A 22,984-nucleotide genomic window follows, 5' to 3' on the forward strand; every position below is an offset into this window, starting at 1 on the left:
GGAGCAGTTCACGGCGAAGGGGCCCACGAGCAGTTGCTCGTGGGCCCCTTCGCCGTGCCGTGCGGCTGTGGCCGTCAGCCCCTGCCCTGCCGCCCGTTCCCGCTCCCGTTTCCACTCCCGTTCGGGTTCTCCGGGATCTCGATGGAGTCGCTCGGGTCCGGCTCGTCCGTCGGGTCCGTCGGGTCGTCCGTCGTCGGATCGTCCGTGGGCCCCTCCGTCGTCGGGGTGTCCGACGGCTTGTCCGATGTCGGGTCGTCGGACGGCGGCTTCGTCGTCGGGTCCTGCGTGTCCGAGGGCTCGTCCGTCGGCTCGTCAGGGGCGCTCGTCGTCGGGTCCGGGGGCGGCGCGATGGCCGCGCCCATGGACGTGTCCAGGTCGAACTCGCTGGGCGAACCCATCGCCTTGAAGGTGTACGCCGCCCAGATCTGCGCCGGGAAGCTGCCGCCGTCGACACGCGGCAGACCGCCCGCGCCCTTCATGGAGACCTGCTTGCTCTCCTCGGCCGTGCCCGCGGCGCCCTCGCCGAAGAGGCCGACGGAGGTCACGAGCTTCGGCGTGTAGCCGGTGAACCAGGCCGACTTGTTGTCGTCGGACGTACCGGTCTTGCCCGCCACGTCCTGCACGGGGCTGCGCACCGCGCTGCCCGTACCGTCGTCGACCACGCCGGTCAGGACCGAGGTGAGCGCGTCCGCGGTGCCGCGCTCGACGACCTGGTCGCCGATCGGGTCGGGCAGGTCGATCGTGCGGTCCTTGTGCTCGACGGAGGCCACGATCGCCGGGGTGACCTTCTTGCCGTGGTTGTCGAGGGTGGCGTAGACGCCCGCCATCTCCAGCGGGCTCGCGCCCATGGTGCCCAGGGTCTGCGCGGGCACGGCGGGCAGATCCTCGACGTTCATGCCGAGCTTGCCCGCGGTCGCCAGTACGTCGTCCATGCCGACGTCCACGCCCATCTGCGCGAAGACGGAGTTGACGGACTTGTTCATCGCCTTCTGGACGGTGACCGGGCCGTAGCTCTTGTCGTCCTCGTTCGGCGGGGCGAAGCCGACGTCGCTGCCCTTGACGGGGCGCTTGCTGGTGCCGTCGTAGATCGTGTTCGCCGTGATCGGCTGGCCGGACTGGTTCGTGGCGCTCTCCTCCAGGGCGGCGGCCAGGATCAGCGGCTTGAAGGTGGAGGCGGGCTGGTAGTCGCGCCGGGTGGCGTTGTTCGTGAAGTGCTTCACGTAGTCCTTGCCGCCGTACATCGCAAGGACCTTGCCGGTCTTGGGGTCGACGGACGCGGCGCCCGCCTGCACCCGGGCGTCGGCCTTGTTCTTGTCCGGGTCGAGCTTGTCGTTCAGCTTCTTGCCGACGGCCTTCTCCAGCTGCTTCTGCTTCTTCTCGTCGATGTTGAGCGTGATCGAATAGCCGCCCGCGTCGAACTGCTCCTCGCTGAGGTGGCCGGCCTTCATGACCTCGGCCTTGGCCTCCTTCACGAGGTACCCGGTCTGCCCCTCAAGGCCCGGCGCGGCCTTGGGCGACTGGGGCTTGTCGAACTTCAGGCCCTCGCGCTCGCTCGCGGGCAGCCAGCCCTCCTCGACCATGTTGTCGAGCACGTAGTTCCAGCGCGCCTCGACCAGCTTCCTGCTGGCGTCCGTGGCGGAGGTCCAGTCGTACTGGCTGGGGGCCTGGAGGAGGGCCGCGAGATAGGCGCCCTGGGTGACGTCCAGCTTCTCGGCGTCGATGCCGTAGTACGCCTGCGCCGCGGCCTGGATCCCGTAGGCGCCGCGGCCGTAGTAGCTGGTGTTGATGTACCCGGCGAGGATGTCGTCCTTGCTCCTGTTCTGGTCCACCTTCAGCGAGATGACCAGTTCCCTGAACTTACGGGTCACCGTCTGGTCCTGCGTCAAGTAGTAGTTCTTGACGTACTGCTGGGTGATCGTCGAGCCACCCTGCTTGCCCTTGCCGGTGACCGTGTTGAGCAGGCCGCGGGCCGTGCCCTTGAAGTCGACGCCCTTGTCCTTGTAGAAGGACTTGTTCTCGGCGGCCACGAAGGTCCGCTGCACGTCCTTGGGGACCTTGTCCAGGTCGACGACCTCGCGGTTCAGCTCGCCGGTCCTGGCGATGACCTTGCCGTCCTTGTACTTGTAGACGTTGCTCTGGAGCTTGGCCGCGGCGTTGCCCTCGGGCACCTCGACCATCATGTAGAGAACGACGAAGCCGAGCATGCCGAGCAGGCAGAGCCCGAAGAACGTACCCAGGATCTTCTTCAGCGTGAAGATGCGGCGTATGCCCTTGCGCTTGGGTTTGCCGTCACCGGCGGGGCGCTTGCGCGCTGCCCGGCGCGCACCGCGCTGCCGCGCCTGTCGCTCTTCCGCTCGGCCCATGAGTGTGTGTGCTCCGCTTCCGTCTCGTTCGCGTGTCCGTATGCCGTCGTGCGGTGTCGCCCGTACAGCGGGACGGACAGTCGGCCGACCATATGACCGGCAAGTCAGCTCAAGAAGCTAACACCGCACCTGGGGACAAAGGACTGCCGATCCGGCCTTTTCCGGACGTGACAATCAGCACTGCCCCACGGGCACCGGTGATTGCTCCCAGTAAATCGACGATCCGGGGGCCCAGAAGGTTGCGCCCTTCTCGAACCTGTGACCTCCGCACTGGAGGTATACATGCCACGTATACACACCGTGTAGAGTGCTCCGCATGTCCATCGGTCACACCCTCCTCGGCCTCCTTGAGTCCGGCCCGCGCCACGGCTACGACCTCAAGCGCACCTTCGACGAAAAGTTCGGTCACGACAAACCGTTGCACTACGGGCAGGTCTACTCGACCATGTCCCGCCTCCTGAAGAACGGCCTCGTCGAGGTCGACGGCGTAGAGACGGAGGGTGGGCCCGAGCGCAAGCGGTACGCGATCACCGAAGCCGGGATCACCGATGTCGAGCAGTGGCTCGCCACCCCGGAGAAGCCCGAGCCCTACCTCCAGTCGACCCTCTACACGAAGGTCGTCCTCGCGCTGCTCACCGAGCGCGACGCCTCGGAGATGCTCGACGCCCAGCGCGCCGAACACCTGCGCCTGATGCGCATCCTCACCGACCGCAAGCGCAAGGGCGACCTCGCCGACCAGCTGATCTGCGACCACGCGCTCTTCCACCTCGAAGCCGATCTCCGATGGCTCGAACTGGCCGCCGCACGCCTCGGCAAGCTCGCCCTGGAGGTGCGCTCCGCATGACCCCCGCAGGTTCCCTCCTCACCGCCTCAGGCCTTCGCAAGACGTACGGTCCGACGACCGCGCTCGACGACGCCGGGTTCTCCATCCATCCCGGAGAGGTCGTCGCCGTCATGGGCCCGTCCGGCTCCGGGAAGTCAACGCTCCTGCACTGCCTCGCGGGGATCGTCAAGCCCGACTCGGGCTCCATCACGTACAACGGCCGCGAGCTCACGGGCCTGCCGGACGCCGCGCTGAGCGCCCTGCGCCGCAGCGAGTTCGGGTTCGTCTTCCAGTTCGGGCAGCTGGTCCCCGAGCTGACGTGCGTGGAAAACGTCGCGCTTCCGCTGCGCCTCAACGGAGCCAAGCGCAAGGACGCCGAAGCGACCGCCCGTACCTGGATGGAGCGCCTGGAGGTCGAGGGCGTCGCCGCCAAGCGGCCCGGCGAGGTCTCCGGCGGTCAGGGCCAGCGCGTCGCCGTGGCCCGCGCGCTCGCCACAAGCCCGCGCGTCCTCTTCGCCGACGAGCCGACCGGCGCGCTCGACTCGCTCAACGGCGAGCGCGTGATGGAGCTGCTCACCGACGCCGCACGCTCCACGAACGCGGCCGTGGTCCTGGTCACGCACGAGACGCGGGTCGCCGCCTACTCCGACCGCGAGATCGTCGTGCGCGACGGCAAGTCGCGGGACATGGAGCGGGCCATATGAGCCTCGACACCCACGCCAAGGCCCGTACGGGGCCTGCGGCGCCACTCCCCGGGCACACCGCGCCGACGGGCGTCCGTGCCTGGGTCCGCGATCTCGTGATGGGCATACGGTTCGCCGTCGGCGGCGGCCGTGCGGGCTGGGCCCGCACGATCATGACCGCGGTCGGCGTCGGCCTCGGCGTGGCGCTGCTGCTCGGCGCGGCCTCCGTGCCGAGCATGCTCCAGAGCCGGGAGGACCGCTCGGTGGCCCGCTCGGATTCGGGCCAGTTCGACGGCAAGACGCACAAGCGCTCCGACTCCACCGTCCTCACGCTCTCCGCCGACACCGACTTCCGCGACTCGACGGTGGTAGGCCGTACGGTGCGCGCCGAGGGCGAGCACCCCGTCCTGCCGCCCGGCCTGACGAAGCTGCCCGCGGACGGCGAGATGGTCGTCTCGCCCGCTCTGCGCGACCTCTTGAACAGCTCGGATGCCAAGCTCCTCAAGGAGCGCTTCGACCGGTACCGCATCACGGGCACCATCGGCGACGCGGGCCTCGTCCACCCTCAGGAGCTCTACTTCTACGCCGGTTCCGACGCGCTCACCCCGGCCAAGGGCGGCCACCGTGTCACGCAGTTCGGCTACAAGGAGCCGCCGGAGCCGCTGGATCCGATCCTGATCGTCCTTGTCGTCATCGGCTGCGTGGTCCTGCTGACTCCCGTGGTCATCTTCATCGGCACGGCGGTCCGGTTCGGCGGCGACCGGCGGGACAAGCGCCTCGCCGCGCTGCGCCTTGTCGGCGCGGACGCACGGGCGGTGCGCAGGATCGCGGCGGGCGAGGCCCTGTGCGGAGCGCTGCTCGGCCTTGCCTTCGGCTGCCTCGCGTTCCTGGGCCTTCGCGAGCTGCTCGGCGTGTTCGACGTGTGGAAGGTCAGCGCTTTCGCCACCGACGTGACGCCGGTGCCCGGCCTCGCGGTGCTCGTCCTGCTGACCGTCCCGCTCACCGCCTTCGTGGTCACGCTGATCTCGCTGCGCGCCGTCTCCATCGAGCCGCTCGGCGTCTTCCGCAGCGCGAAGCCCCGCAAGCGCCGGATCTGGTGGCGCGTCCTGATGCCGGTGGCAGGCATCGGCATCCTGCTGGCCTCGGGCCGCCTCGCGGGCAGCACGACCCCGCCGGTCTACGCCATCGGCCTGGGCGCGACGCTCACCCTGGTCGGCCTTGCCGCGCTGCTCCCCTGGCTCGTCGAGGCGGCCGTGGCCCGGCTTCGCGGTGGCCCCGTGCCCTGGCAGCTCGCCATCCGCAGGCTCCAGTTGAGCAGCGGCACGGCGGCCCGCGCGGTCAGCGGCATCACGGTCGCGGTGGCGGGCGCCATCGCCCTGCAGATGATGTTCGGCTCCATGCACAACGAATTCGACCGGGTCACGGACAACGACCCCGGCCGGGCCAAGCTCCAGGTGCGCGCGGATGTCGGAAACGGCGACCTCGCCGAGCAGATGATCGACAAGTTCCGTACCACCAAGGGCGTCAAGAACGTCATCGGCACGGTCGTCTCGTACGTCGTGAAGCCCGGCGAGCTGAAGAACGCCGACGACCTCAGGCCCACCACCGAGCTGACGGTCGGCACCTGCGCGAACCTGCGCGAGCTGGCAAGGATCAGCTCGTGCAAGGACGGCGACACGTTCGTCGTGCACTCCGGGGACTCCGAGATGAACAAGTGGGTCGACGAGGCGGCCCGCCCCGGCAAGCCCGTCGACCTGAACTCCGTCAGCTGGGACGAACCCGGCCACAAGCACGTCCCGTGGACGCTGCCCGCCGACTCGCGCACGGTCAAGGCCCGCCCCGACCCGGGCGGCGACCTGCACGACGGCATCTTCGCCACCCCCGGCGCGGTCGCCCCGGCCAAGCTGGTCGACGCCTCCACGAACGCCATGATCCAGATCGATCCGGACGTGCCGGACAACGAGGAGTACATCCGCAACACCGCGGCCCGCATCGACCCGTTCCTCAACGTGATGACGCTGCGCGCGGTCGAGCGGGACAAGCAGTACGCCTCCATCCAGACCGGTCTGCAGATCGGCGCGATGGCGACGATGGTCCTCATCGCGGCGTCCATGCTGGTGTCGATGCTGGAGCAACTGCGTGAGCGAAAGCGCCTGTTGGCCGCCCTCACCGCGTTCGGCACGCGCCGCTCGTCGATGGCGTGGTCGGTCCTGTGGCAGACGGCGATCCCGGTGGCGCTGGGCCTCGGCCTCGCCGTCGCGGGCGGCCTCGGTCTCGGGCTCGTCATGGTCCGCATGATCGAGAAGTCGGTCGAGGACTGGTGGATCTTCCTGCCCCTGACCGGCGCCGGGGCCGCGCTCGTCGCGGTCGTGACACTGCTCAGCCTGCCGCCGCTGTGGCGCATGATGCGCCCGGACGGCCTGCGGACGGAGTAACTCCCTCAAACGGGAGCGGGGCGTTGCCGGTGCGGGGTCACAACACCCGCACCGGCAACGGCTTCAGGGCCCCCCTCAGGGCGGCGGCGAGCGTCTCGTACTCCGCCCCGCGCGCGGCCCCCGTACGCATCGCCAGGGCGATGCGCCGGGTCGGGGCCGGATCGGCGAAGTACCCGGTGAGCAGCTGGTTGCTGCGGCTGGTCTCGACGCGGACCGCGGTGCGCGGAAGCAGCGTCACGCCGAGCCCGCCGGCCACCAGCTGTACGAGGGTGGAGAGCCCGGCGGCGGTCGTGGTCACCGGGGCGTCCGCGCGCCCGGCCTCCCGGCAGATGTCCAGGGCCTGGTCGCGCAGGCAGTGCCCTTCGTCGAGCAGCAGCAGGTTCAGCTCGCGCAGCGCGTCGCGCGAAATCCCCTCGCGCCCGCCGAGCCAGTGGTCGAGGGGTGTGACGAGCACGAAGTCCTCGTCGAACAGCGGCATTTCGGTGACCCCCGGCACGCCGAGCGGCACGGCGAGAAGGAGCAGATCGAGCCGCCCCGCGCCGAGCCCCTCGATCAGCGACGAGGTCTGCTCCTCGTGCACCTGGAGATCGAGGTCCGGGTACTTCTGGTGGACGAGCCCGATGAACGTGGGCAGCAGATAGGGCGCCACGGTCGGGATCACGCCGAGCCGCAGCGCTCCGGTGAACGGGGCGCGCACCGCGTCGGCCTCCTCCATCAGCGCCCCGACCTCCTCCAACACGGCCCTGGCCCGCACCGCGAGGCGCTCGCCCGCCGACGAGAGCAGCACCTTGCGGGTCGTACGCTCAAGCAGGGTGACCCCGAGCGTCTCCTCCAGAGCGGACACGGCGCCGGAGAGCGCGGGCTGGCTCATGCCGATCGCGGCGGCGGCGTCGCGGAAGTGCAGATGCTCGGCGACGGCGGCGAAGGCGCGCAGCTGGGCGAGGCTCGGCTGGCGGGCGCCGCGCTTGGCCGCGGGCTTGGCACTGGTGGCCACGGCACTCCTCCTTCTCACTCGTCCCCTTTACTACCGGGACTGATAGCCAGGTCCGATCAACACGACCCACTCTAGCTATTTCCATAATCAATGCACCCTGTGCCACCATCAACACCAGTCCAACCCCCCAGGAAACTCCCCAAAAGGGATTTTCTTTGCAGCAAGGAGAGCGCGTGCTCACTGTCGGTGACAAGTTCCCCCAGTTCGATCTGACTGCCTGTGTCTCGCTGGAGAAGGGCTCGGAGTTCCAGCAGATCGACCACAAGACCTACGAGGGCAAGTGGAAGATCGTCTTCGCGTGGCCCAAGGACTTCACCTTCGTGTGCCCGACCGAGATCGCCGCCTTCGGCAAGCTGAACGAAGAGTTCGCTGACCGTGACGCCCAGATCCTCGGCTTCTCCGGTGACTCCGAGTTCGTGCACCACGCCTGGCGCAAGGACCACCCGGACCTGACGGACCTGCCCTTCCCGATGCTGGCCGACTCGAAGCACGAGCTCATGCGTGACCTCGGCATCGAGGGCGAGGACGGCTTCGCCCAGCGCGCCGTCTTCATCGTCGACCAGAACAACGAGATCCAGTTCACGATGGTGACCGCCGGTTCCGTGGGCCGTAACCCCAAGGAGGTCCTCCGGGTCCTCGACGCCCTCCAGACGGACGAGCTGTGCCCCTGCAACTGGACCCAGGGCGACGAGACCCTGGACCCGGTCGCGCTGCTCTCGGGCGAGTGAACGGAGCCTATTGACATGGCACTCGACGAACTGAAGTCCGCCGTACCGGACTACGCCAAGGACCTGAAGCTGAACCTCGGCTCGGTCATCGGCAACTCGGACCTGCCGAAGCAGCAGCTCTGGGGCACGGTGCTCGCCTGCGCGATCGCCTCCCGCTCCACCAAGGTGCTGCGCGAGCTGGAGCCCGAGGCGAAGGCGAACCTCTCCCCCGAGGCGTACACCGCCGCCAAGTCGGCCGCGGCCGTCATGGCGATGAACAACGTCTTCTACCGCACGCGTCACCTGCTCTCGGACCCCGAGTACGGGACGCTGCGGGCCGGTCTGCGGATGAACGTCATCGGCAACCCGGGCGTGGAGAAGGTCGACTTCGAGCTGTGGTCGCTCGCGGTCTCCGCGATCAACGGCTGCGGCCAGTGCCTCGACTCCCACGAGCAGGTGCTGCGCAAGGCGGGCGTGGATCGCGAGACGATCCAGGAAGCCGTCAAGATCGCCGCGGTCATCCAGGCGGTCGGCGTGACGCTGGACTCCGAGGAGTCCCTGGCGTAAGGCCCACCCCGCCTCGGGCCCGACGAGAACGGCCCCGCTCAGCAGTCGCTGAGCGGGGCCGTTCTCGTCGCGCGCCTCTGGCCTACGTCTCCGAGCCCGACGAGCGGGCCGGAGGCTCCACCGGGGCGATGTCGGCCGCCGTCGCCCCGCGCGGCTGCGGCGCCTGCTTCAGGGCCGCCTCCCGCGAGTACGCCCGCAGATAACCCACCACCGTGTTCGTCACGGCCACCAGCGGTACGGCCACCACCGCGCCGCCGATCCCGCCGACGAGGCCACCCGCGGCCACCGAGAGCACGACGGCCAGGGGATGCACCCGTACCGCGCGCCCGAGGATGAAGGGCTGGAGGATGTGGCCCTCGATCTGCTGCACCGCGAGGACCACGACCAGGGTCATCACGCCGGTGAAGACGCCCTGGGTCACCAGGCCGACCACCACGGCTAGCGCGCCCGAGACCACCGCGCCCACCAGCGGGATGAACGCGAACAGGAAGATGAAGACGGCCAGCGGAACAGCCATCGGCACCCCGAGGAAGTAGATCCCCAGGCCGATGAAGATCGCGTCGATCAGAGCCACTATCACCGTGCCGCGCACATAGGCCGTCAGCGTGCGCCACGCACGCGGACCCGCCCCCGCGATTCCGGGCCGCGCGGGCGCCGGGACCAGCTTCAGGAACCACTGCCAGATGCGCTTGCCGTCGTACAGCAGGAACAGCGTCGAGAACATCGCGAGCAGGATGCCGGTCATGGCCTCCACGATCACGGTGACCCCTTCGAGCCCCGCCGACGTCAGCTCCTCCGTGTTCGCCCCGACCGCCTCGCGCAGGCTCTTGGCGATGTCGTTGATCTGGTCCTCGGTCACGTGGAACGGGCTGGTGAGCAGCCAGTTGCGCAGGTCGTCGATGCCGTTCTGGACCTGACTGGAGAGCGTGTCCGCGTTCTCCATGACCTGCCATACGACGAACCAGCCGACCAGCCCCATGATGACGAAGCCCGATACGGCCGTGACAGCCGTCGCGAGTCCCCGCGGCAGCCCGAGCCGCTTGAGCCTGACCACGGTCGGCTGGAGCATCGCGGTGATGAGCAGCGCGGCGACGAAGGCGAAGACGACGAGCTGCACGGCGGTGATGACCTTCATCAACACCCAGAGCGTGCCCGCGAGTACGAGAAGGCGCCAGCCTGCCTCGGCCGCCACCCGCATCCCCCACGGCACCGCCGAGACGGGGTCGGGCCGCGCCGACACGGCCGGCGCGTACGCGGGCGGGGCGGGCACGACCTGCTCCTCCTGCTCCGCGTCGGTGGCCGCGTGGGCCGCCGCGTCCCCCTCGGCGGCGGCGGCAGCGTCGTCGGCGGCCGACCGCCGCGACGTCCCGGGACCGTCCTCAGGGCCGGGATAGGGCTCGTCCTGCTGCCCCATCCGCTCGCCCATCCGGGAAAGCCCGGCACCGAGGCTGCCGATCCACTCTGGCACTCGCGACATGATCCGTCCTCTTCCCCCGTCTTGCCCCACCACTCCCCCCTGGAAGTTGTCGAAATGACCGTACACGGCAGAGACCCCCCACCGAAGGACGGTGAGGGGCCTTAGAAGGTTGAGCGATCAGCGGCTCAGTACCAGTTGTTCGCCTGCCAGAAGTCCCAGGCTCCGCACGGGCTTCCGTAGCGGTCGTTCATGTAGCCGAGACCCCACTTGATCTGCGTGGCGGGGTTCGTCTGCCAGTCGGCTCCGGCCGAGGACATCTTGGAGCCGGGCAGTGCCTGGACGAGACCGTAGGCGCCCGAAGAGGCGTTGCTGGCCTGGTAGTTCCAGGTGGACTCGTGGTTGACGATGTTGCTGAAGCACTGGAACTGGTCACCGGGGACCATCTGCCGTGCCATCGCCTGGACCTGCGAGACGGAGTACGAGGACTGCTTGGTGAAGTCGCCGGCGTCACGCGTGGAGGAACGGCTGGACTTGGTCTCGGCCTGCTCCTCGCGCTCCTTCTTGGCTGCCGCCTTGTCGGCGGCCTCCTGCTTCTCCGCCTTCGCCGCGGCCTTCTGCTTCGCGATGGCCGACTCCGCGGCCTGCTTACGCGCTGCTTCAGCCGCCGACTTCTTCGCCGCCGTGTCGGCAGCCATGGCCTGTGCGTCGGCCTGCTGCGTCAGGGACGCGGTCTGTACCTGGGCCTGCTGACCCGCGGGGATGTCTGCGAGGAGCGTCGCTTCGCTCGCCGTCGCCTCGAAGTCGTTGTCGTTCGAGGCGCCCGGGGTGCTGCCCGAAGCGACACCAACAACAGCGCCGACAGTGGTGACCGCGGTGGCGGATGCCACGGCGAATCCCCGGACCGAAATCCGGCTCACACGGTTTCCTTCCAGCATCGCCCGCATAGGTGACCTCGCGGACGCAATCGTGCCCCTGGACGCTGGCCTCCGCTTGGTTCTCGGTCACGGGAGGCACGGGCCCGGTGGGCAACTCCCGTGAGGGGAGTGCCGCGTGGTGCTTCGGGCGGCATGCGACGGCCACTATGAAGTTCTGGTGTTTCCGAGTTGCGGTACCGCTGGGGGTACAGGTGTGTCGCATGCGGGGCCTGACAGGACCCAGACTCTGCCCCAGCCGGAGGCCGCAAGGCAATTCTCCGTGCCGTGTGAAAGCTCACACCTCGTTTGCCCCAGGAGTTTTTCGGAAAAGGGCGGACGCCATGACGCCGCCCGGCTAGGCTCCTTCGCTTCGCCGGGCGGCGCCAACTACCGCGTAACCAGGGTGAACTGGTTCAGATCTGTCCGTCCTCCAGCATTTCGGTCACGAGCGCCGCGATCTGCGAACGCTCGGAGCGGGTGAGCGTGACGTGGGCGAAGAGCGGGTGGCCCTTCAGCTTCTCGACCACGGCAACTACCCCGTCGTACCGGCCCACTCGAAGGTTGTCGCGCTGGGCGACGTCGTGGGTGAGGACGACTCGGGAGTTCGCCCCGATCCTGGACAGAACGGTCAGAAGAACGTTTCGCTCCAGGGATTGGGCCTCGTCGACGATCACGAACGCGTCATGCAACGAGCGCCCGCGGATGTGGGTGAGCGGGAGCACTTCGAGCATGCCGCGCGCCGTCACCTCCTCGATGACCGCCTTTCCCGCCACCGAGCCGAGCGTGTCGAAGACCGCCTGCGCCCAGGGGCCCATCTTCTCGGCCTCGGTGCCGGGCAGATAGCCGAGCTCCTGCCCGCCCACCGCGTACAGCGGCCTGAAGACCATCACCTTCTGGTGCTGTCGGCGCTCCAGGACGGCTTCGAGCCCCGCACAGAGCGCGAGAGCCGACTTGCCGGTGCCCGCCCGGCCGCCCATCGAGATGATGCCGATGTCCGGGTCGAGCAGCAGATCGAGCGCGATGCGCTGCTCGGCACTCCTCCCCTTGAGGCCGAAGGCCTCGCGATCGCCGCGTACGAGACGGACGTTGCCCTCGGCCGTGACACGGCCCAGCGCCTTGCCCTTCTCGGACTGGATGGTGAGGCCCGTGTGGACGGGCAGGTCGGCCGCTTCCGGCACATACAGGGTGTCTTCCTCGAAGAGGAGGTCCACCTGTTCCCCGGAGAGGGTCAGTTCGGACATTCCGGTCCAGCCGGAGTCCGTGATGGCGAGCTCGGCGCGATACTCCTCCGCGAGGAGGCCGACCGAGGACGCCTTGATCCTCAGAGGCAGATCCTTCGACACGACAGTGACGTCGTATCCCTCTGCCTGGAGGTTGCGCGCGACGGCGAGAATCCGTGAGTCGTTGTCCCCCAACCGGTAGCCGGCCGGAAGCACGCCGGGATCGGAGTGGTTGAGCTCGACGCGCAGTGTCCCGCCCAGATCGCCGATCGGGATCGGCGCGTCCAGGCGACCGTGCCGGACCCGGCAGTCGTCCAGCAGGCGCAGGGCCTGCCGGGCGAAGTAGCCGAGCTCCGGATGGTGCCGCTTCGCCTCCAGCTCCGTGACCACGACGACGGGCAGCACTACTTCGTGCTCGTCGAAGCGGTACATGGAATTCGGGTCAGCGAGCAGAACGCTGGTGTCGAGAACATAGGTGCGCCTGTCGGGCATGCGGCGCTTCGTGCTGGTCACCACGGAAGGACGTACCCCCTCGGATGAGGTCGGGGAGCGACGGGAAGGATGCCGGGAGAAGTCCGGACCGGTCTCGTGCCGCAGTGCGCGGGCCGAGCTCCGGCCCTCCACTTCGTCCGTACTCACCGCACGGTCGTCCTGGTGCAAAGGGCCTCCCGGGCAGACGGCCCCATGCCGCCCGCTGAGATACGACATCCGTGAATCGGATGTCGACCTGGAAGGCTTATTCCCTCGAACACGTGCAGCCATGCCAGGGCATATGACGGCGCGTCCGTGAACTCTGGGTTACTCACGCCTCACCGACATGAGCACCTCGTGGGTGTCAGCCGCCGTAGCGTCGGTGGCGGGCCGCGTAATCACGCAGCGCACGCAGGAAATCGACCTTGCGGAAGGCCGGCCAGAAAACTTCACAGAAGTAGTACTCGGAGTGGGCCGACTGCCAGAGCATGAAGCCCGACAGGCGCTGCTCACCACTCGTTCGGATCACAAGGTCGGGGTCCGGCTGACCGCGTGTGTAGAGGTGCTTGGAGATCAGATCGACGTCGACGGCCTCGGCGACGTCCTCCAGGCTCGTGCCCTTGTCCGCGTGGTCCAGGATCAGCGAGCGGACCGCGTCGGCGATCTCCTGTCGGCCGCCGTACCCGACGGCCACGTTGACCAGTATCCCGGCGTTGCCGTGGGTGGACTGCTCGGCCTCCTTGAGGACGGCCTGGGTGCGGTCGGGCAGCAGGTCCTTCGTGCCCACGTGGTGCACGCGCCAGCGGCCGTCGGCCGCGAGGCCGCGGACCGTGTCCTCGATGATGCCGAGGAGCGGGATCAGCTCCTGCTCGGGGCGGTCGAGGTTGTCCGTGGAGAGCATCCAGAGGGTGACGACCTCGACGTCCGTCTCGGCGCACCAGCCGAGGAACTCCTCGATCTTGTACGCGCCCGCCTGGTGTCCCTGTTCGGTGGTCCCGCCGGACGCCTTGGCCCAGCGCCTGTTGCCGTCGAGGATGACCCCGATGTGCTTGGGCACCTGGTCGTGGTCGAGGCGGCCTTCCACCCGGCGTGCGTAAAGTCCGTACACCAGGTCGCGCAGGTTCACTTCTGTCAGCCCCTCCATGCAGATGGCAGTCCCCGAAGGCGAAAGCCTACCGCTGTGAGGGCATGCCTCTGCTCTCGGGTGAGCGCGCCTCCGCTCTCGCGATGATCCGGGACTGGCCCTCGGAAGACCGGGGGCCGGCCCTCAAAAGATCGGCGGCTGCCCCTGGGAAGATCCGAGCCTGGACATGGGAAGATCCGGAGCTGAAGTAGCTTCGTACCCATGAACGACACGTCTCTGTACCAAGCGGCAGCGGACCGTTACGACGCCATGGAGTACCGGCGCACGGGCCGCAGCGGCCTGAAGCTCCCCGCCGTCTCCCTCGGCCTGTGGCACAACTTCGGTGACGACAAGTCCCTGGCGAGCCAGCGCGCGATCCTGCGCCGCGCCTTCGACCTGGGCGTCACGCACTTCGACCTGGCGAACAACTACGGGCCGCCGGCCGGTTCCGCCGAGCTCAACTTCGGCAAGCTGTTCGCGCAGGACTTCGCCCCGTACCGCGATGAACTGGTCCTCTCGACCAAGGCGGGCTACCTCATGCACCCCGGCCCGTACGGCGAATGGGGTTCGCGCAAGTACCTGCTTTCGTCCCTCGACGCCTCCCTGAAGCGGATGGGCGTCGACTACGTCGACATCTTCTACTCGCACCGCTTCGACCCCGACACCCCGCTGGAGGAGACGATGGGCGCGCTCGCGTCCGCCGTCCAGCAGGGCAAGGCGCTGTACGTGGGCGTCTCCTCGTACAACAGCGAGCAGACCGCCGAAGCGGCGCGGCTGCTGCGGGAGATGGGCGTTCCCGCCCTCATCCACCAGCCCTCGTACTCGATGATCAACCGCTGGACCGAGGACGACGGCCTGCTCGACACCCTTGAGGGTGCGGGCATGGGCTGTATCTCGTTCGTGCCGCTGGCACAGGGTCTGCTCACGAACAAGTACCTCAAGGGCATCCCGGAGGGCTCGCGCGCCACGCAGGGCAAGTCGCTCGACCCCGACCTCCTGAGCGACGAGGTCGTGCGCCGGCTCAACGGCCTGAACGACATCGCGGCCCGCCGCGATCAGTCGCTCGCGCAACTGGCGCTCAACTGGGTGCTGCGCGACGAGCGGATGACCTCCGCGCTCATCGGCGCCTCCAGCGTGAAGCAACTTGAGGAGAACGTGGCGGCGCTGGCCGGTCCGAAGCTCACGGACGAGGAGCTCACCGAGATCGACACGTACGCGGTCTCCACGCCCGGCACCAACATCTGGGCCGGGCGGAGCTGACGGTCACTTCCGTGTAGACGGTCGCGTCCCCTGTATAGGGGACGCGACTAGTGGGTGCGCGGGCGCTTGAACCAGGCGCCCGCCGCACCCTGGGCGAGCAGGATGACCGAGGCGGCCGAGCCGAGCAGGCCCAGGAGGCCGCCCGGGTTTCCGGAGGCGAGGCCGCCGAGCCCGAAGGCGATCTGCACGCTCATCAGGACGATGCAGGTCACGCGGACGCCGTTACCCGCGTTCTTGAACGTGAAGGCAAAGCCACCGGCCACCAGGAGGCACAGGTTCACGCCTGTGGCCGCTCCGGCCGTCTGTGGATCGCCCGAGGCCGCGATACCGATCGTGCCGAGCAGGACGAGTCCGCTGAGGACCCAGACGACTATCTGTGCGGCGCGGACGACGCCGGGCATGTTCTGCGGGACGACGGGCCCGTATCCGTATCCGTATCCATACGCGGGGTCCTGCGCCGGGCCGGGGTAACCGGGGAGTCCCGACGGGGGGTTGGCCGGATTGGCCTGGTTGGCCTGGTTGGCCTGCGGGTCATGGGGTGGCGAGGGGAACTGATTCGACATGTCCCTGACCATATCCGGAGGCTCCAGCTCCGTGCGGGGCTGGCCCGTGGCGCGGGCGGCGTGGGGACGGAGCCGGGGCGGAGCGGGGAGCGAGCCGGAGCGGAGCCGGAGCGGTGTGGAGGTCCGGCGTCCGGGCATAAAAAATCGGGCCGGTCCATGGGGGGGAGATGGACCGGCCCGAGGGGGGGTTTCCACCATAACCCTTCGTAAGTGATGCTGCGCGCATTGGCGCTCGACAACTACTCTCCGAAATCGACTGACGACTCCGGGCCCCTGCTCTCCCAACGAATTTTGGCCCCGGCGACAGATTTCGGCCCCACACGGGCTGTAGCCCACAGGAGGGACGGGGCGCGGGTGCCCGCTTGACGCGGCGGGCGTGCTGGACCTCACGAGCCGGACGGGTCGGGGCTTGACGAGCCGGGCGGGCGGGCCGCTAGCTTCGGCTCGTATGGCGACGCTTCTGCTCCCGACCGGCCGGACGATTCCCCTGGAGATCGCGGGGTCCGCCGGTGCGCGGCGGCGCGGGCTGCTCGGCAGGGACAGAGTGACCGGGGCGCTGCTTCTGAGCCCGGCGAACAGTGTGCACACGGTGCGGATGCGGTTCGCCATCGACGTGGCGTACCTGGACCGGGAGCTGCGGGTGCTGTCCGTGCGGACGATGCGTCCAGGGCGGATCGGGCGGCCACGGCTGCGGGCCGGGCATGTCCTGGAGGCGGCGGCGGGGGCGATGGCCGGGTGGGGCGTGCGCCGGGGTGCGCGGGTCGAGGTGCGGGCCGGTGATTCCGATGACCCCGGTGGCCCGGTTGGCTCCGGCGGGAAGGGATGAGGGCGAGCGGCGTCGCGCGGTCCCCTCCACCGCGCGACGCCGCACACGTGACTGGATTTGCTCACGCGAATTCGCCTTGGTCTGAACTTACGTGATGCGCGCGCCCGGATCGAGCGGGTCTCGATAACGATGCGGAATCAACGCAACCCATTTGGGGATCACTTGGGGCCATCAGGGATCACTTGGCTAACGATCGACGAGCCACGCAACCACTCACCCGGGTTTTCCGTCAGGCACTGTCCGCGCTCTACCGTCAGGCGCTGTCCGCGTTCTACCGTCAGGCGGCCGTGCCTTCCTTCTTGCACTCGCGGTTGGCCACCAGCTGCTCCATGTGCTCGTCGCCCCACACACCCAGCGGAATCAGCGCCTCGTTCAGGGACAGGCCGAGGGCGGTCAGCGAGTACTCGACCTTCGGCGGTACCTCCCGGTACACCTCGCGGTGCACGATGCCGTCGGACTCCAGCTCGCGCAGCTGCTGGATGAGCACCTTCTCGCTGATTCCGGTGATGTGCCGCCGGAGCTCGCCGAAACGGAGCGTCCTGCCCGCGTAGAGCGCCCAAAGGATCATCGGCTTCCACTTGCCGCCGACGACGTCGACAGCGGCGTCGAGCCCGCAGACGTACAGCTCCTTGCCCTCCTTGCCGCCCTCCCCCTTGCCGTTCCCCTTGCCGCTCTCCGAATTGCCCTCCGTGCCGTGCTTCGGCATGGTCCACTCCTCGTGTCCGCAGAGCCACTTACCCGATCGACAGTACCGATCGACAGTACTGAAGGAGACCTCCGATGAGCGCCCCTGCCGCTGTCACGTGGAGTGCTGCCAACGCCCGGCGCATGGAACGGCAGTTCCTTCGGACACCGGCGAAACCGGGCGAGGCCGGGCCCGGTGAAGTCGTCGACGCGATGCTCGCCGCGCAGGCACAGGTGTCGTCCGCCGCCGAGCTGTCGGTGGGGCTGCGGATGGACGGGGCGACCCGGCACGACGTACGCGACGCACTGTGGGGCGAGGAGCCGAGTCTGGTCAAGACGTACGGGCCGCGCGGCACGATCCATTTCCTGCCGACCACCGAACTCCCCCTCTGGACGAGTGCGTTGTCCGCGATCCCCGGCGGGCCGAGCCCATTCAAGGCGGGCGATCGGCTGACTCCGGCCCAGACGCAGGAGATCGTGAACGCGATCGGCGAGGCGTTGGACGGGGTCCGGCTGACCATCGACGAACTCGGCGATGAGGTGGTGGCGCGTACGGGTCCTTGGGCGGGCGAGCTGGTTCTGCCCGCCTTCCAGGGGATGTGGCCGCGCTGGCGCTCGGTCATGCATCTGGCGGGCCACCGCGGGGTGCTGTGCTTCGCGCCGAACCGGGGCCGCAAGGTGACGTACACCCGCCCCGCCTACGACTCGGGAGAGCCGCCGCTCCCCGCCGAGGTGGCCACAAGGCGCCTACTGCGGCGCTTCCTCTACGCGTACGGGCCCGCGACGCCCAGTGAGTTCGCCAAGTGGGCTGCTGCGCCGGGCGGTTGGTCGAGCGACCTCTTCGCCTCGCTGGCCTCCGCCGGGGAGATCGAGGCGGTGGAGATGGACGGGGTGCCTTCGGCGTGGGTGGTCGCGGATGACACGGAGTTCCCGGGGGACCCGGTGCGGGGCGTGCGGCTGCTGCCCTACTTCGACGCGTACGTCATCGCCTCGCACCCGCGCGAACGGCTCTTCCCCGGACGGGCCTACGAACGGGCGCTGGCAGGGGGCCAGGCAGGCAACTTCCCTGTGCTGCTGATCGACGGGGTCGTGGCGGGCGTCTGGCACCAGCGCCGCTCCGGGCCCCGGCTGACGGTCACGGTCGAACCGCTGGGCTCGCTGAGCGCCGCGCGGGAGCGGGAGCTGGCGGGGCAGGTGGAGCGGGTGGGGGAAGTGCTTGAGGGGCGGGCGGAGCTGGTGGTGGGAGAGGTGACCGTGGGCGCCCACGCGTAGGTCGTACGGTTCTTGGCGCTCGGGGGTGTTGAAGCGCCCCCTAGCGCTTCTGGGCGTCGAAGAGGTGCCGTGTGCTGTGGGCGACGAAGGGCCCCTCCGCCTCGATCCGCTCGTGCAGCTCCCGCAGCCGCGTCCCGTACCTCTCCACCGAGAAGTCCGGCACCATCCACACGACCTTCCGCAGGAAGTGGACGACGGCACCGATGTCGTGGAACTCCATCCGGAGCCGCTCGGACCGCAGGTCGACGATCTCCAGGCCCGCCGCCTCCGCCTCGGCACGCTCCCCGTCGGGGTGACGTCCGTTGCGGACTTCCTCGGCCTGGGGCCCGAGGAAGTACTCGACGACCTCGAAGACGCTGGCGGGGCCCACGTGCTGGGCGAAGTACGTCCCCCCGGGGCGCAGCACGCGCGCGATCTCGTCGAAATGCGCCTTCACCGGATGCCTGCTGGTGACCAGGTCGAACGCCTCCGCCGCGAACGGCAACGGCGCGTCCTGCGCGGAGGCCACGACCACCGCACCCCGTGGATGCAGCAGCCCGGTGGCCTTGGCGACGTTCGGCGACCACCCCTCCGTGGCGACGGCGAGCGGCGGCAGCGCGGGCGCGGAGGCGAGGACCTCACCGCCGCCGGTCTGGATGTCGAGGGACGCGGTGGCCTGCCCGAGGCGCTCCCCCATGGCGTGGGCGTACCGCCAGGAGGGCCGCTCCTCCGTGGCCCGCCCCTCGAACCAGGAGAAGTCCCAGCCCTCGGTCGGGGCCGACTCCGCTTCCGCCACAAGTACGTCGAAACTGCTCATGGAGCGATCTTCGCACCGCACGGGGCGCGATTCACGTGGATTACTCGGGTACGCCCACCACCACACCCACCCGCTCCCAGGTGGAGGACCTGCTGGACCGCGTCGGCGAGGGCGACCCCGAGCACATCGCCGCGCTGTACGCCGACGACGCGGACGGGAAGCTGAGCTGGCCGCAGGCCGAGCACGGCCGCGCCGCCACCCCGTGGATCCGCCACCGCGCCACCGGCGCCGACGCCGCCGCCCACTACCGCGAGCTCGCCGAGCATCACGTGGCCGAGGAGGCAGCGACCCGGGTCGAGCACGTCCTCGTGGACGGGGTCCACGCCGTCGTACCGGGCGGGATCCGCCAGACCGCCCGGTCGACGGCCACGCCCTACCGGGCCCGATTCGCGATGCACCTCACGGTGGAGGACGGACTCATCACGCGGCATCACGTGTACGAGGACAGCCTCGCGGCGACACAGGCCTTCGAGGACCGGTAAATCGCGGGCGCGGCAGCCGAGTTCGCGATTACCGTGCCGCGATGAGTGAACACGATCTTGTGAGGCCGCGGCTGCGGCCCGCCCGCGAGGATGACCTGGACCTGCTCGGCCGGTTCCTCACCGACCCGGAGGCCAGTGGGGAGTTCCAGTGGCAGGGGTGGCGGGACTCCCGCGCCTTTCGGCGGCGCTGGGACGAGGACGGCATGCTCGGCGATGACAAAGGCGTACTGATGGTCGTCTCCGGCGATGAGACCCTCGGCCTTGTGTCGTGGCGGAAGGTCGTGGTCTTCCGGACCTCGTACTACTGGAACATCGGCATCCAGTTGCTGCCGGAGGCCCGCGGACGCGGCATCGGCACCCAGGCCCAGCGGCTGCTGGTGCGCTACCTCTTCGCGCACACCCCCGTGACGCGCGTCGAGGCGGACACCGAGGCCGAGAACATCGCCGAACAGCGAGCGCTGAAGAAGGCGGGCTTCACCCACGAGGGCGTCTGCCGCAGCGTGTTGTTCCGGGACGGGCAGTGGCGGGACGGAGTGCGGTACGCGGTCCTGCGGGGCGACGCGGGATGGCGGGACGACGACGCGGGGCGGGCGGGGTAGCGCCATGACAGCGGCCACCGGCACCGGCCTCCGTTCACAGGCTGTGATGCGCCACGTCGGCATCTGAACGGCCTGTCTCCACCTGCGGCGGTGGGTGGTCCTTGGGGAAACTCCACCCGCGGCTCCACCCATGGGCCCAGGTGCGTACCGGCCCGTGACGACAGGCTGGATGCATGACGACAACCGACTGGATCACCGACATCGCCCTCCTCCTCATCGTCTTCCGGCAGTTGCGGGAAGGCCGCCTGGACGTCAAGTCCTACCTCATCCCCCTGGGCATCGTGTCCTACGTGGCCCAGACCTATCTGAGCAGCGTCCCCACCGCGGGCAACGACCTGGTGCTGATCGGCACGCTGGTCGCCATCGGCGCGGCCCTTGGCATAGCGGGCGGCATCTACACCCGTATCCGCAGTGTCGGCGAGCATCTCTTCATCAAGGCGGGCGCCGTCTCCGCCATCCTGTGGGTGCTGGGCATGGGGGCACGCATGGGCTTCCAGCTGTGGGTCGACCACGGCGGCGCCGACAACCTGGCCCGGTTCAGCGCCACCCACCAGATCACCACAGGAGACGCCTGGGTGGCCGCGTTCGTACTCATGGCGCTCACCGAAGTGGTCACGCGTCTTGCCACGATCTTCATCCGCGGCCGCATGGTCACCCGTGCGCAGCAGCAGCAGCAGCCGGCCGTGGACGGGCGCAGCGCGGTGGTCACCGCGGACCAGGCACTCTGAGGACGGGTTATCGTCGCGCCGTGTTCGATTCCGTCAACTCCTCCGCCCCTGGGCCGGCCACCGAACGGGAGCCCGGCCCTCGGGCCATGCCCCGGCACGACGCCCCGCTCCAGTGGGTCATCACCCTGCTGATCATCGCCATCGCGGTCGCCACTGTCCGGCCGGTGGGCGTCAGTGGCCGTGGCCTTGCCGTGGCCGCCCTGCTCGTGGTCAACTCCGTCGCCCTGATGGCCAGGCATCTGCCGCCCGGTTTCCCACCCCGGGCAGGCCTGGCCTGGCTGACCACCGGTGTCGTGGCGGCTGCCGCCCTGCTGCAGGTGAGCACCAGCGGCGCCGGCTACCTCTTCGCCTACTTGCTCACCGGCCACGCCGGCTTCCGTCTCGCCCTCAAACCGGCCCTGGCGGTCGCGGCCCTGTCCAGCCTGCTGTGCGGCGGCGTCCTGTACTTCTACCTCGGCCCCGAACACCAGGTGCTGACCTGGACCTTCGGCCTCGGAACCGGCGTCCCGGTGGTAGCCGGAATCCTGAGCCGCAGCAAACAACAGGCCGTGGAAGCGATGGTCGAGGCCGTCGACTCCACCGCGCGGGCCGCGCAGGCCGAAGCGCGGACAGCCGTGCTCACCGAACGCGGTCGCATCGCCCGGGACGTCCACGATGTCCTTGCGCACTCACTGGCCGGGATCAGCATGCATCTGGAGCTGGCGGACGCCCTGATCGACACCGGCGACCTCGACAAGGTCCGCGCGGCGCACGACAAGGCGCACAGCCTGGTCAAGGAGAGCTTGAAACAGGCCCAGTGGACGGTGCACGCGCTGCGCGAGGACTCCCTTCCGCTGCTGGAGAGCCTGACCGCCATGGTCGAATCGTCCGGTCACCGTGACGTCCTCACGGTCACCAGAACCGTCCGTGAGCTGCCGGCCCAGGTCACCCAGAATCTCCTGCGCATCGCACAGGAGGCGCTGACCAACGCGGCCCGGCACGCTCCCGGAGCCAAGGTCAGCGTGGAGTTGACCTTCGACGCCGCCTCGACCGTACTCACCGTCCGCAACGGACCCGCGACCGGCGAGGTGACCGCCGGTGTGGGCAGTGGAATGGGACTGATAGGAATGCGCGAACGCGTCGCCCTGCTGGGCGGCACCACCGCCGCGGGTCCGCTCACCGAGGGACCGGACCGGGGCGGCTGGCAAGTGGAGGCAGTGATCCCAGGATGACGACGAACGAACCGACCCAGGACCCGCAGAACTCAGCGAACTCGGAGAACCCGCAGCCGTTGAGGGTGGTCGTCGCCGATGACCAGGCCGCCGTCCGCGAGCCCTTGGCCGCGATGCTCGACATGACAGCGGACATCGAGGTCGTGGCGGTCGCCGCAGACGGCGCGGAGGTGCTCGCCGCCGTGGCCGCCGCACCGGTAGACGTCGTACTGATGGACCTGCGCATGCCTGTCATGGACGGCACCGAGGCCACCCGCCGGCTGAGCGAGGAGCACCCGCGGACGGCCGTGGTCGTGCTGACCACCTTCGCCGACGACGACTCGATCCTGGCCGCCCTGAGCGCCGGTGCCCGCGGCTATCTGACGAAGAACGCGGGGCGCCAGGACATCATCCGCGCGATCCGGGCCGCCGCGGCGGGGCAGGCCGTGCTCGACCGCGAGGTCCAGAACCGCCTCCTGGCCACCGTACGTACGCGCCCGCCGACCGGCACACAGCCACTCCCCCGGGACCTCACCCGCCGCGAACGCGAAGTCCTCACGCTCATAGGCCAGGGCCTGCCCAACCGGGCCATCGCCGAGAAACTCTTCATCAGCGAGGCCACGGTCAAGACCCACATCAACAACCTGTTCGCCAAAGCCGGTTTCCAGGACCGCGCCGACGCCGTCCGTCGCGCCATCGCGGCGGGCCTGGCATGACCCGGCCGCCCGGGGGGCGGATTGCAGGAAAGTCCCACGGGAGGCCGCATGGGGTGGGGCCGGGGTGGGGCCGGGGTGGGACTTTCGTGCAATCCGTCCCTTTCCCGGGCGTGGGGGGTGCCTTCACTGGAGCGCGTGGCCAGTCGGCCCG

The 22,984-nt window shown here is 69.3% G+C and carries 22 protein-coding genes; 13 read left to right on the forward strand and 9 right to left on the reverse strand.

Annotated elements, in window-relative coordinates:
• Positions 1-74: 74 nt before the first annotated feature.
• Entirely contained in the window at positions 75-2,363 is a 2,289-nt protein-coding gene (locus ACFVXC_RS10760) for a transglycosylase domain-containing protein (protein ID WP_389903765.1), read from the reverse strand.
• Positions 2,364-2,679: 316 nt separating this feature from the next.
• Here ACFVXC_RS10760 and ACFVXC_RS10765 point away from each other — a divergent pair, with 316 nt between their 5' ends.
• The 3 genes from ACFVXC_RS10765 to ACFVXC_RS10775 are packed head-to-tail and all read left to right on the forward strand — an operon-like array spanning position 2,680 to position 6,304.
• Positions 2,680-3,207: a PadR family transcriptional regulator gene (locus ACFVXC_RS10765; RefSeq protein ID WP_389903767.1), complete on the forward strand. Its 528-nt coding sequence runs from the start codon at positions 2,680-2,682 to the stop codon at positions 3,205-3,207.
• Positions 3,204-3,890 (forward strand): ABC transporter ATP-binding protein, encoded by a 687-nt coding sequence (locus ACFVXC_RS10770; RefSeq protein ID WP_389903770.1) that lies wholly within the window; start codon positions 3,204-3,206, stop codon positions 3,888-3,890. The genes ACFVXC_RS10765 and ACFVXC_RS10770 overlap by 4 nt, the downstream gene beginning before the upstream one ends.
• Positions 3,887-6,304 carry an FtsX-like permease family protein gene (locus ACFVXC_RS10775; RefSeq protein WP_389903773.1) on the forward strand — a complete coding sequence of 806 codons (2,418 nt, stop codon included), beginning with the start codon at positions 3,887-3,889 and terminating at the stop codon, positions 6,302-6,304. The genes ACFVXC_RS10770 and ACFVXC_RS10775 overlap by 4 nt, the downstream gene beginning before the upstream one ends.
• Before the next feature lie 37 nt (positions 6,305-6,341).
• Here ACFVXC_RS10775 and ACFVXC_RS10780 read toward each other — a convergent pair whose 3' ends face one another.
• The gene (locus ACFVXC_RS10780) at positions 6,342-7,298 is read right to left on the reverse strand and encodes a LysR substrate-binding domain-containing protein (RefSeq protein ID WP_389903776.1); all 957 of its coding nucleotides are present in this window, start codon (positions 7,296-7,298) and stop codon (positions 6,342-6,344) included.
• Between the two features lie 173 nt (positions 7,299-7,471).
• Here ACFVXC_RS10780 and ACFVXC_RS10785 point away from each other — a divergent pair, with 173 nt between their 5' ends.
• Both ACFVXC_RS10785 and ACFVXC_RS10790 read left to right on the forward strand, forming a co-directional pair.
• On the forward strand, positions 7,472-8,026 hold the full coding sequence (locus ACFVXC_RS10785) for a peroxiredoxin (protein ID WP_361181899.1): 555 nt from the start codon (positions 7,472-7,474) through the stop codon (positions 8,024-8,026).
• A gap of 15 nt (positions 8,027-8,041) precedes the next feature.
• On the forward strand, positions 8,042-8,572 hold the full coding sequence (locus tag ACFVXC_RS10790; RefSeq protein WP_389903779.1) for an alkyl hydroperoxide reductase: 531 nt from the start codon (positions 8,042-8,044) through the stop codon (positions 8,570-8,572).
• Between the two features lie 82 nt (positions 8,573-8,654).
• On the opposite strand, the gene ACFVXC_RS10795 is transcribed toward ACFVXC_RS10790, so the two are convergent.
• The 4 genes from ACFVXC_RS10795 to ACFVXC_RS10810 form a co-directional block, all read right to left on the reverse strand.
• Positions 8,655-10,049: an AI-2E family transporter gene (locus ACFVXC_RS10795; RefSeq protein ID WP_389903781.1), complete on the reverse strand. Its 1,395-nt coding sequence runs from the start codon at positions 10,047-10,049 to the stop codon at positions 8,655-8,657.
• 125 nt (positions 10,050-10,174) lie between these two features.
• Entirely contained in the window at positions 10,175-10,924 is a 750-nt protein-coding gene (locus ACFVXC_RS10800) for a lytic transglycosylase domain-containing protein (RefSeq protein WP_389903783.1), read from the reverse strand.
• A 392-nt stretch (positions 10,925-11,316) separates the two neighbouring features.
• Positions 11,317-12,639, reverse strand: a complete 1,323-nt coding sequence (locus tag ACFVXC_RS10805; protein ID WP_389903785.1) for a PhoH family protein — start codon at positions 12,637-12,639, stop codon at positions 11,317-11,319.
• Between the two features lie 319 nt (positions 12,640-12,958).
• Positions 12,959-13,720 (reverse strand): isoprenyl transferase, encoded by a 762-nt coding sequence (locus ACFVXC_RS10810; protein ID WP_389904425.1) that lies wholly within the window; start codon positions 13,718-13,720, stop codon positions 12,959-12,961.
• Positions 13,721-13,939: 219 nt separating this feature from the next.
• Here ACFVXC_RS10810 and mgrA point away from each other — a divergent pair, with 219 nt between their 5' ends.
• Positions 13,940-14,977 carry an L-glyceraldehyde 3-phosphate reductase gene (gene mgrA, locus ACFVXC_RS10815; protein ID WP_389903788.1) on the forward strand — a complete coding sequence of 346 codons (1,038 nt, stop codon included), beginning with the start codon at positions 13,940-13,942 and terminating at the stop codon, positions 14,975-14,977.
• A gap of 47 nt (positions 14,978-15,024) precedes the next feature.
• Here the strand turns inward: mgrA and ACFVXC_RS10820 are convergent, their stop codons facing one another.
• On the reverse strand, positions 15,025-15,540 hold the full coding sequence (locus ACFVXC_RS10820; protein WP_389903790.1) for a hypothetical protein: 516 nt from the start codon (positions 15,538-15,540) through the stop codon (positions 15,025-15,027).
• A gap of 448 nt (positions 15,541-15,988) precedes the next feature.
• On the opposite strand from ACFVXC_RS10820, the gene ACFVXC_RS10825 reads away from it, so the two are divergent.
• Positions 15,989-16,366, forward strand: coding sequence for a DUF192 domain-containing protein (locus tag ACFVXC_RS10825; protein WP_389903793.1), 378 nt, complete (start codon positions 15,989-15,991; stop codon positions 16,364-16,366).
• Positions 16,367-16,643: 277 nt separating this feature from the next.
• On the opposite strand, the gene ACFVXC_RS10830 is transcribed toward ACFVXC_RS10825, so the two are convergent.
• On the reverse strand, positions 16,644-17,072 hold the full coding sequence (locus ACFVXC_RS10830) for a winged helix-turn-helix transcriptional regulator (protein WP_389903794.1): 429 nt from the start codon (positions 17,070-17,072) through the stop codon (positions 16,644-16,646).
• 74 nt (positions 17,073-17,146) lie between these two features.
• On the opposite strand from ACFVXC_RS10830, the gene ACFVXC_RS10835 reads away from it, so the two are divergent.
• Positions 17,147-18,322, forward strand: a complete 1,176-nt coding sequence (locus tag ACFVXC_RS10835; RefSeq protein ID WP_389903796.1) for a winged helix DNA-binding domain-containing protein — start codon at positions 17,147-17,149, stop codon at positions 18,320-18,322.
• A gap of 40 nt (positions 18,323-18,362) precedes the next feature.
• On the opposite strand, the gene ACFVXC_RS10840 is transcribed toward ACFVXC_RS10835, so the two are convergent.
• Positions 18,363-19,118: a class I SAM-dependent methyltransferase gene (locus ACFVXC_RS10840; protein ID WP_389903799.1), complete on the reverse strand. Its 756-nt coding sequence runs from the start codon at positions 19,116-19,118 to the stop codon at positions 18,363-18,365.
• A 35-nt stretch (positions 19,119-19,153) separates the two neighbouring features.
• Here ACFVXC_RS10840 and ACFVXC_RS10845 point away from each other — a divergent pair, with 35 nt between their 5' ends.
• The 5 genes from ACFVXC_RS10845 to ACFVXC_RS10865 all read left to right on the forward strand — a co-directional run bounded on the left by ACFVXC_RS10845 (position 19,154) and on the right by ACFVXC_RS10865 (position 22,833).
• Positions 19,154-19,600, forward strand: coding sequence for a nuclear transport factor 2 family protein (locus tag ACFVXC_RS10845; protein WP_389903801.1), 447 nt, complete (start codon positions 19,154-19,156; stop codon positions 19,598-19,600).
• A gap of 41 nt (positions 19,601-19,641) precedes the next feature.
• Positions 19,642-20,199, forward strand: coding sequence for a GNAT family N-acetyltransferase (locus tag ACFVXC_RS10850; protein ID WP_389903803.1), 558 nt, complete (start codon positions 19,642-19,644; stop codon positions 20,197-20,199).
• 173 nt (positions 20,200-20,372) lie between these two features.
• On the forward strand, positions 20,373-20,927 hold the full coding sequence (locus ACFVXC_RS10855; protein WP_389903804.1) for a hypothetical protein: 555 nt from the start codon (positions 20,373-20,375) through the stop codon (positions 20,925-20,927).
• A gap of 86 nt (positions 20,928-21,013) precedes the next feature.
• On the forward strand, positions 21,014-22,138 hold the full coding sequence (locus tag ACFVXC_RS10860; RefSeq protein ID WP_389904428.1) for a sensor histidine kinase: 1,125 nt from the start codon (positions 21,014-21,016) through the stop codon (positions 22,136-22,138).
• On the forward strand, positions 22,135-22,833 hold the full coding sequence (locus tag ACFVXC_RS10865) for a response regulator (protein ID WP_389903806.1): 699 nt from the start codon (positions 22,135-22,137) through the stop codon (positions 22,831-22,833). Before ACFVXC_RS10860 ends, ACFVXC_RS10865 begins: the two co-directional genes overlap by 4 nt.
• The last annotated feature ends 151 nt before the right edge of the window (positions 22,834-22,984 follow it).

The organism is Streptomyces sp. NPDC058257 (genome assembly GCF_042881845.1).
In the GTDB taxonomy this organism is placed as follows: Bacteria; Actinomycetota; Actinomycetes; order Streptomycetales; family Streptomycetaceae; genus Streptomyces.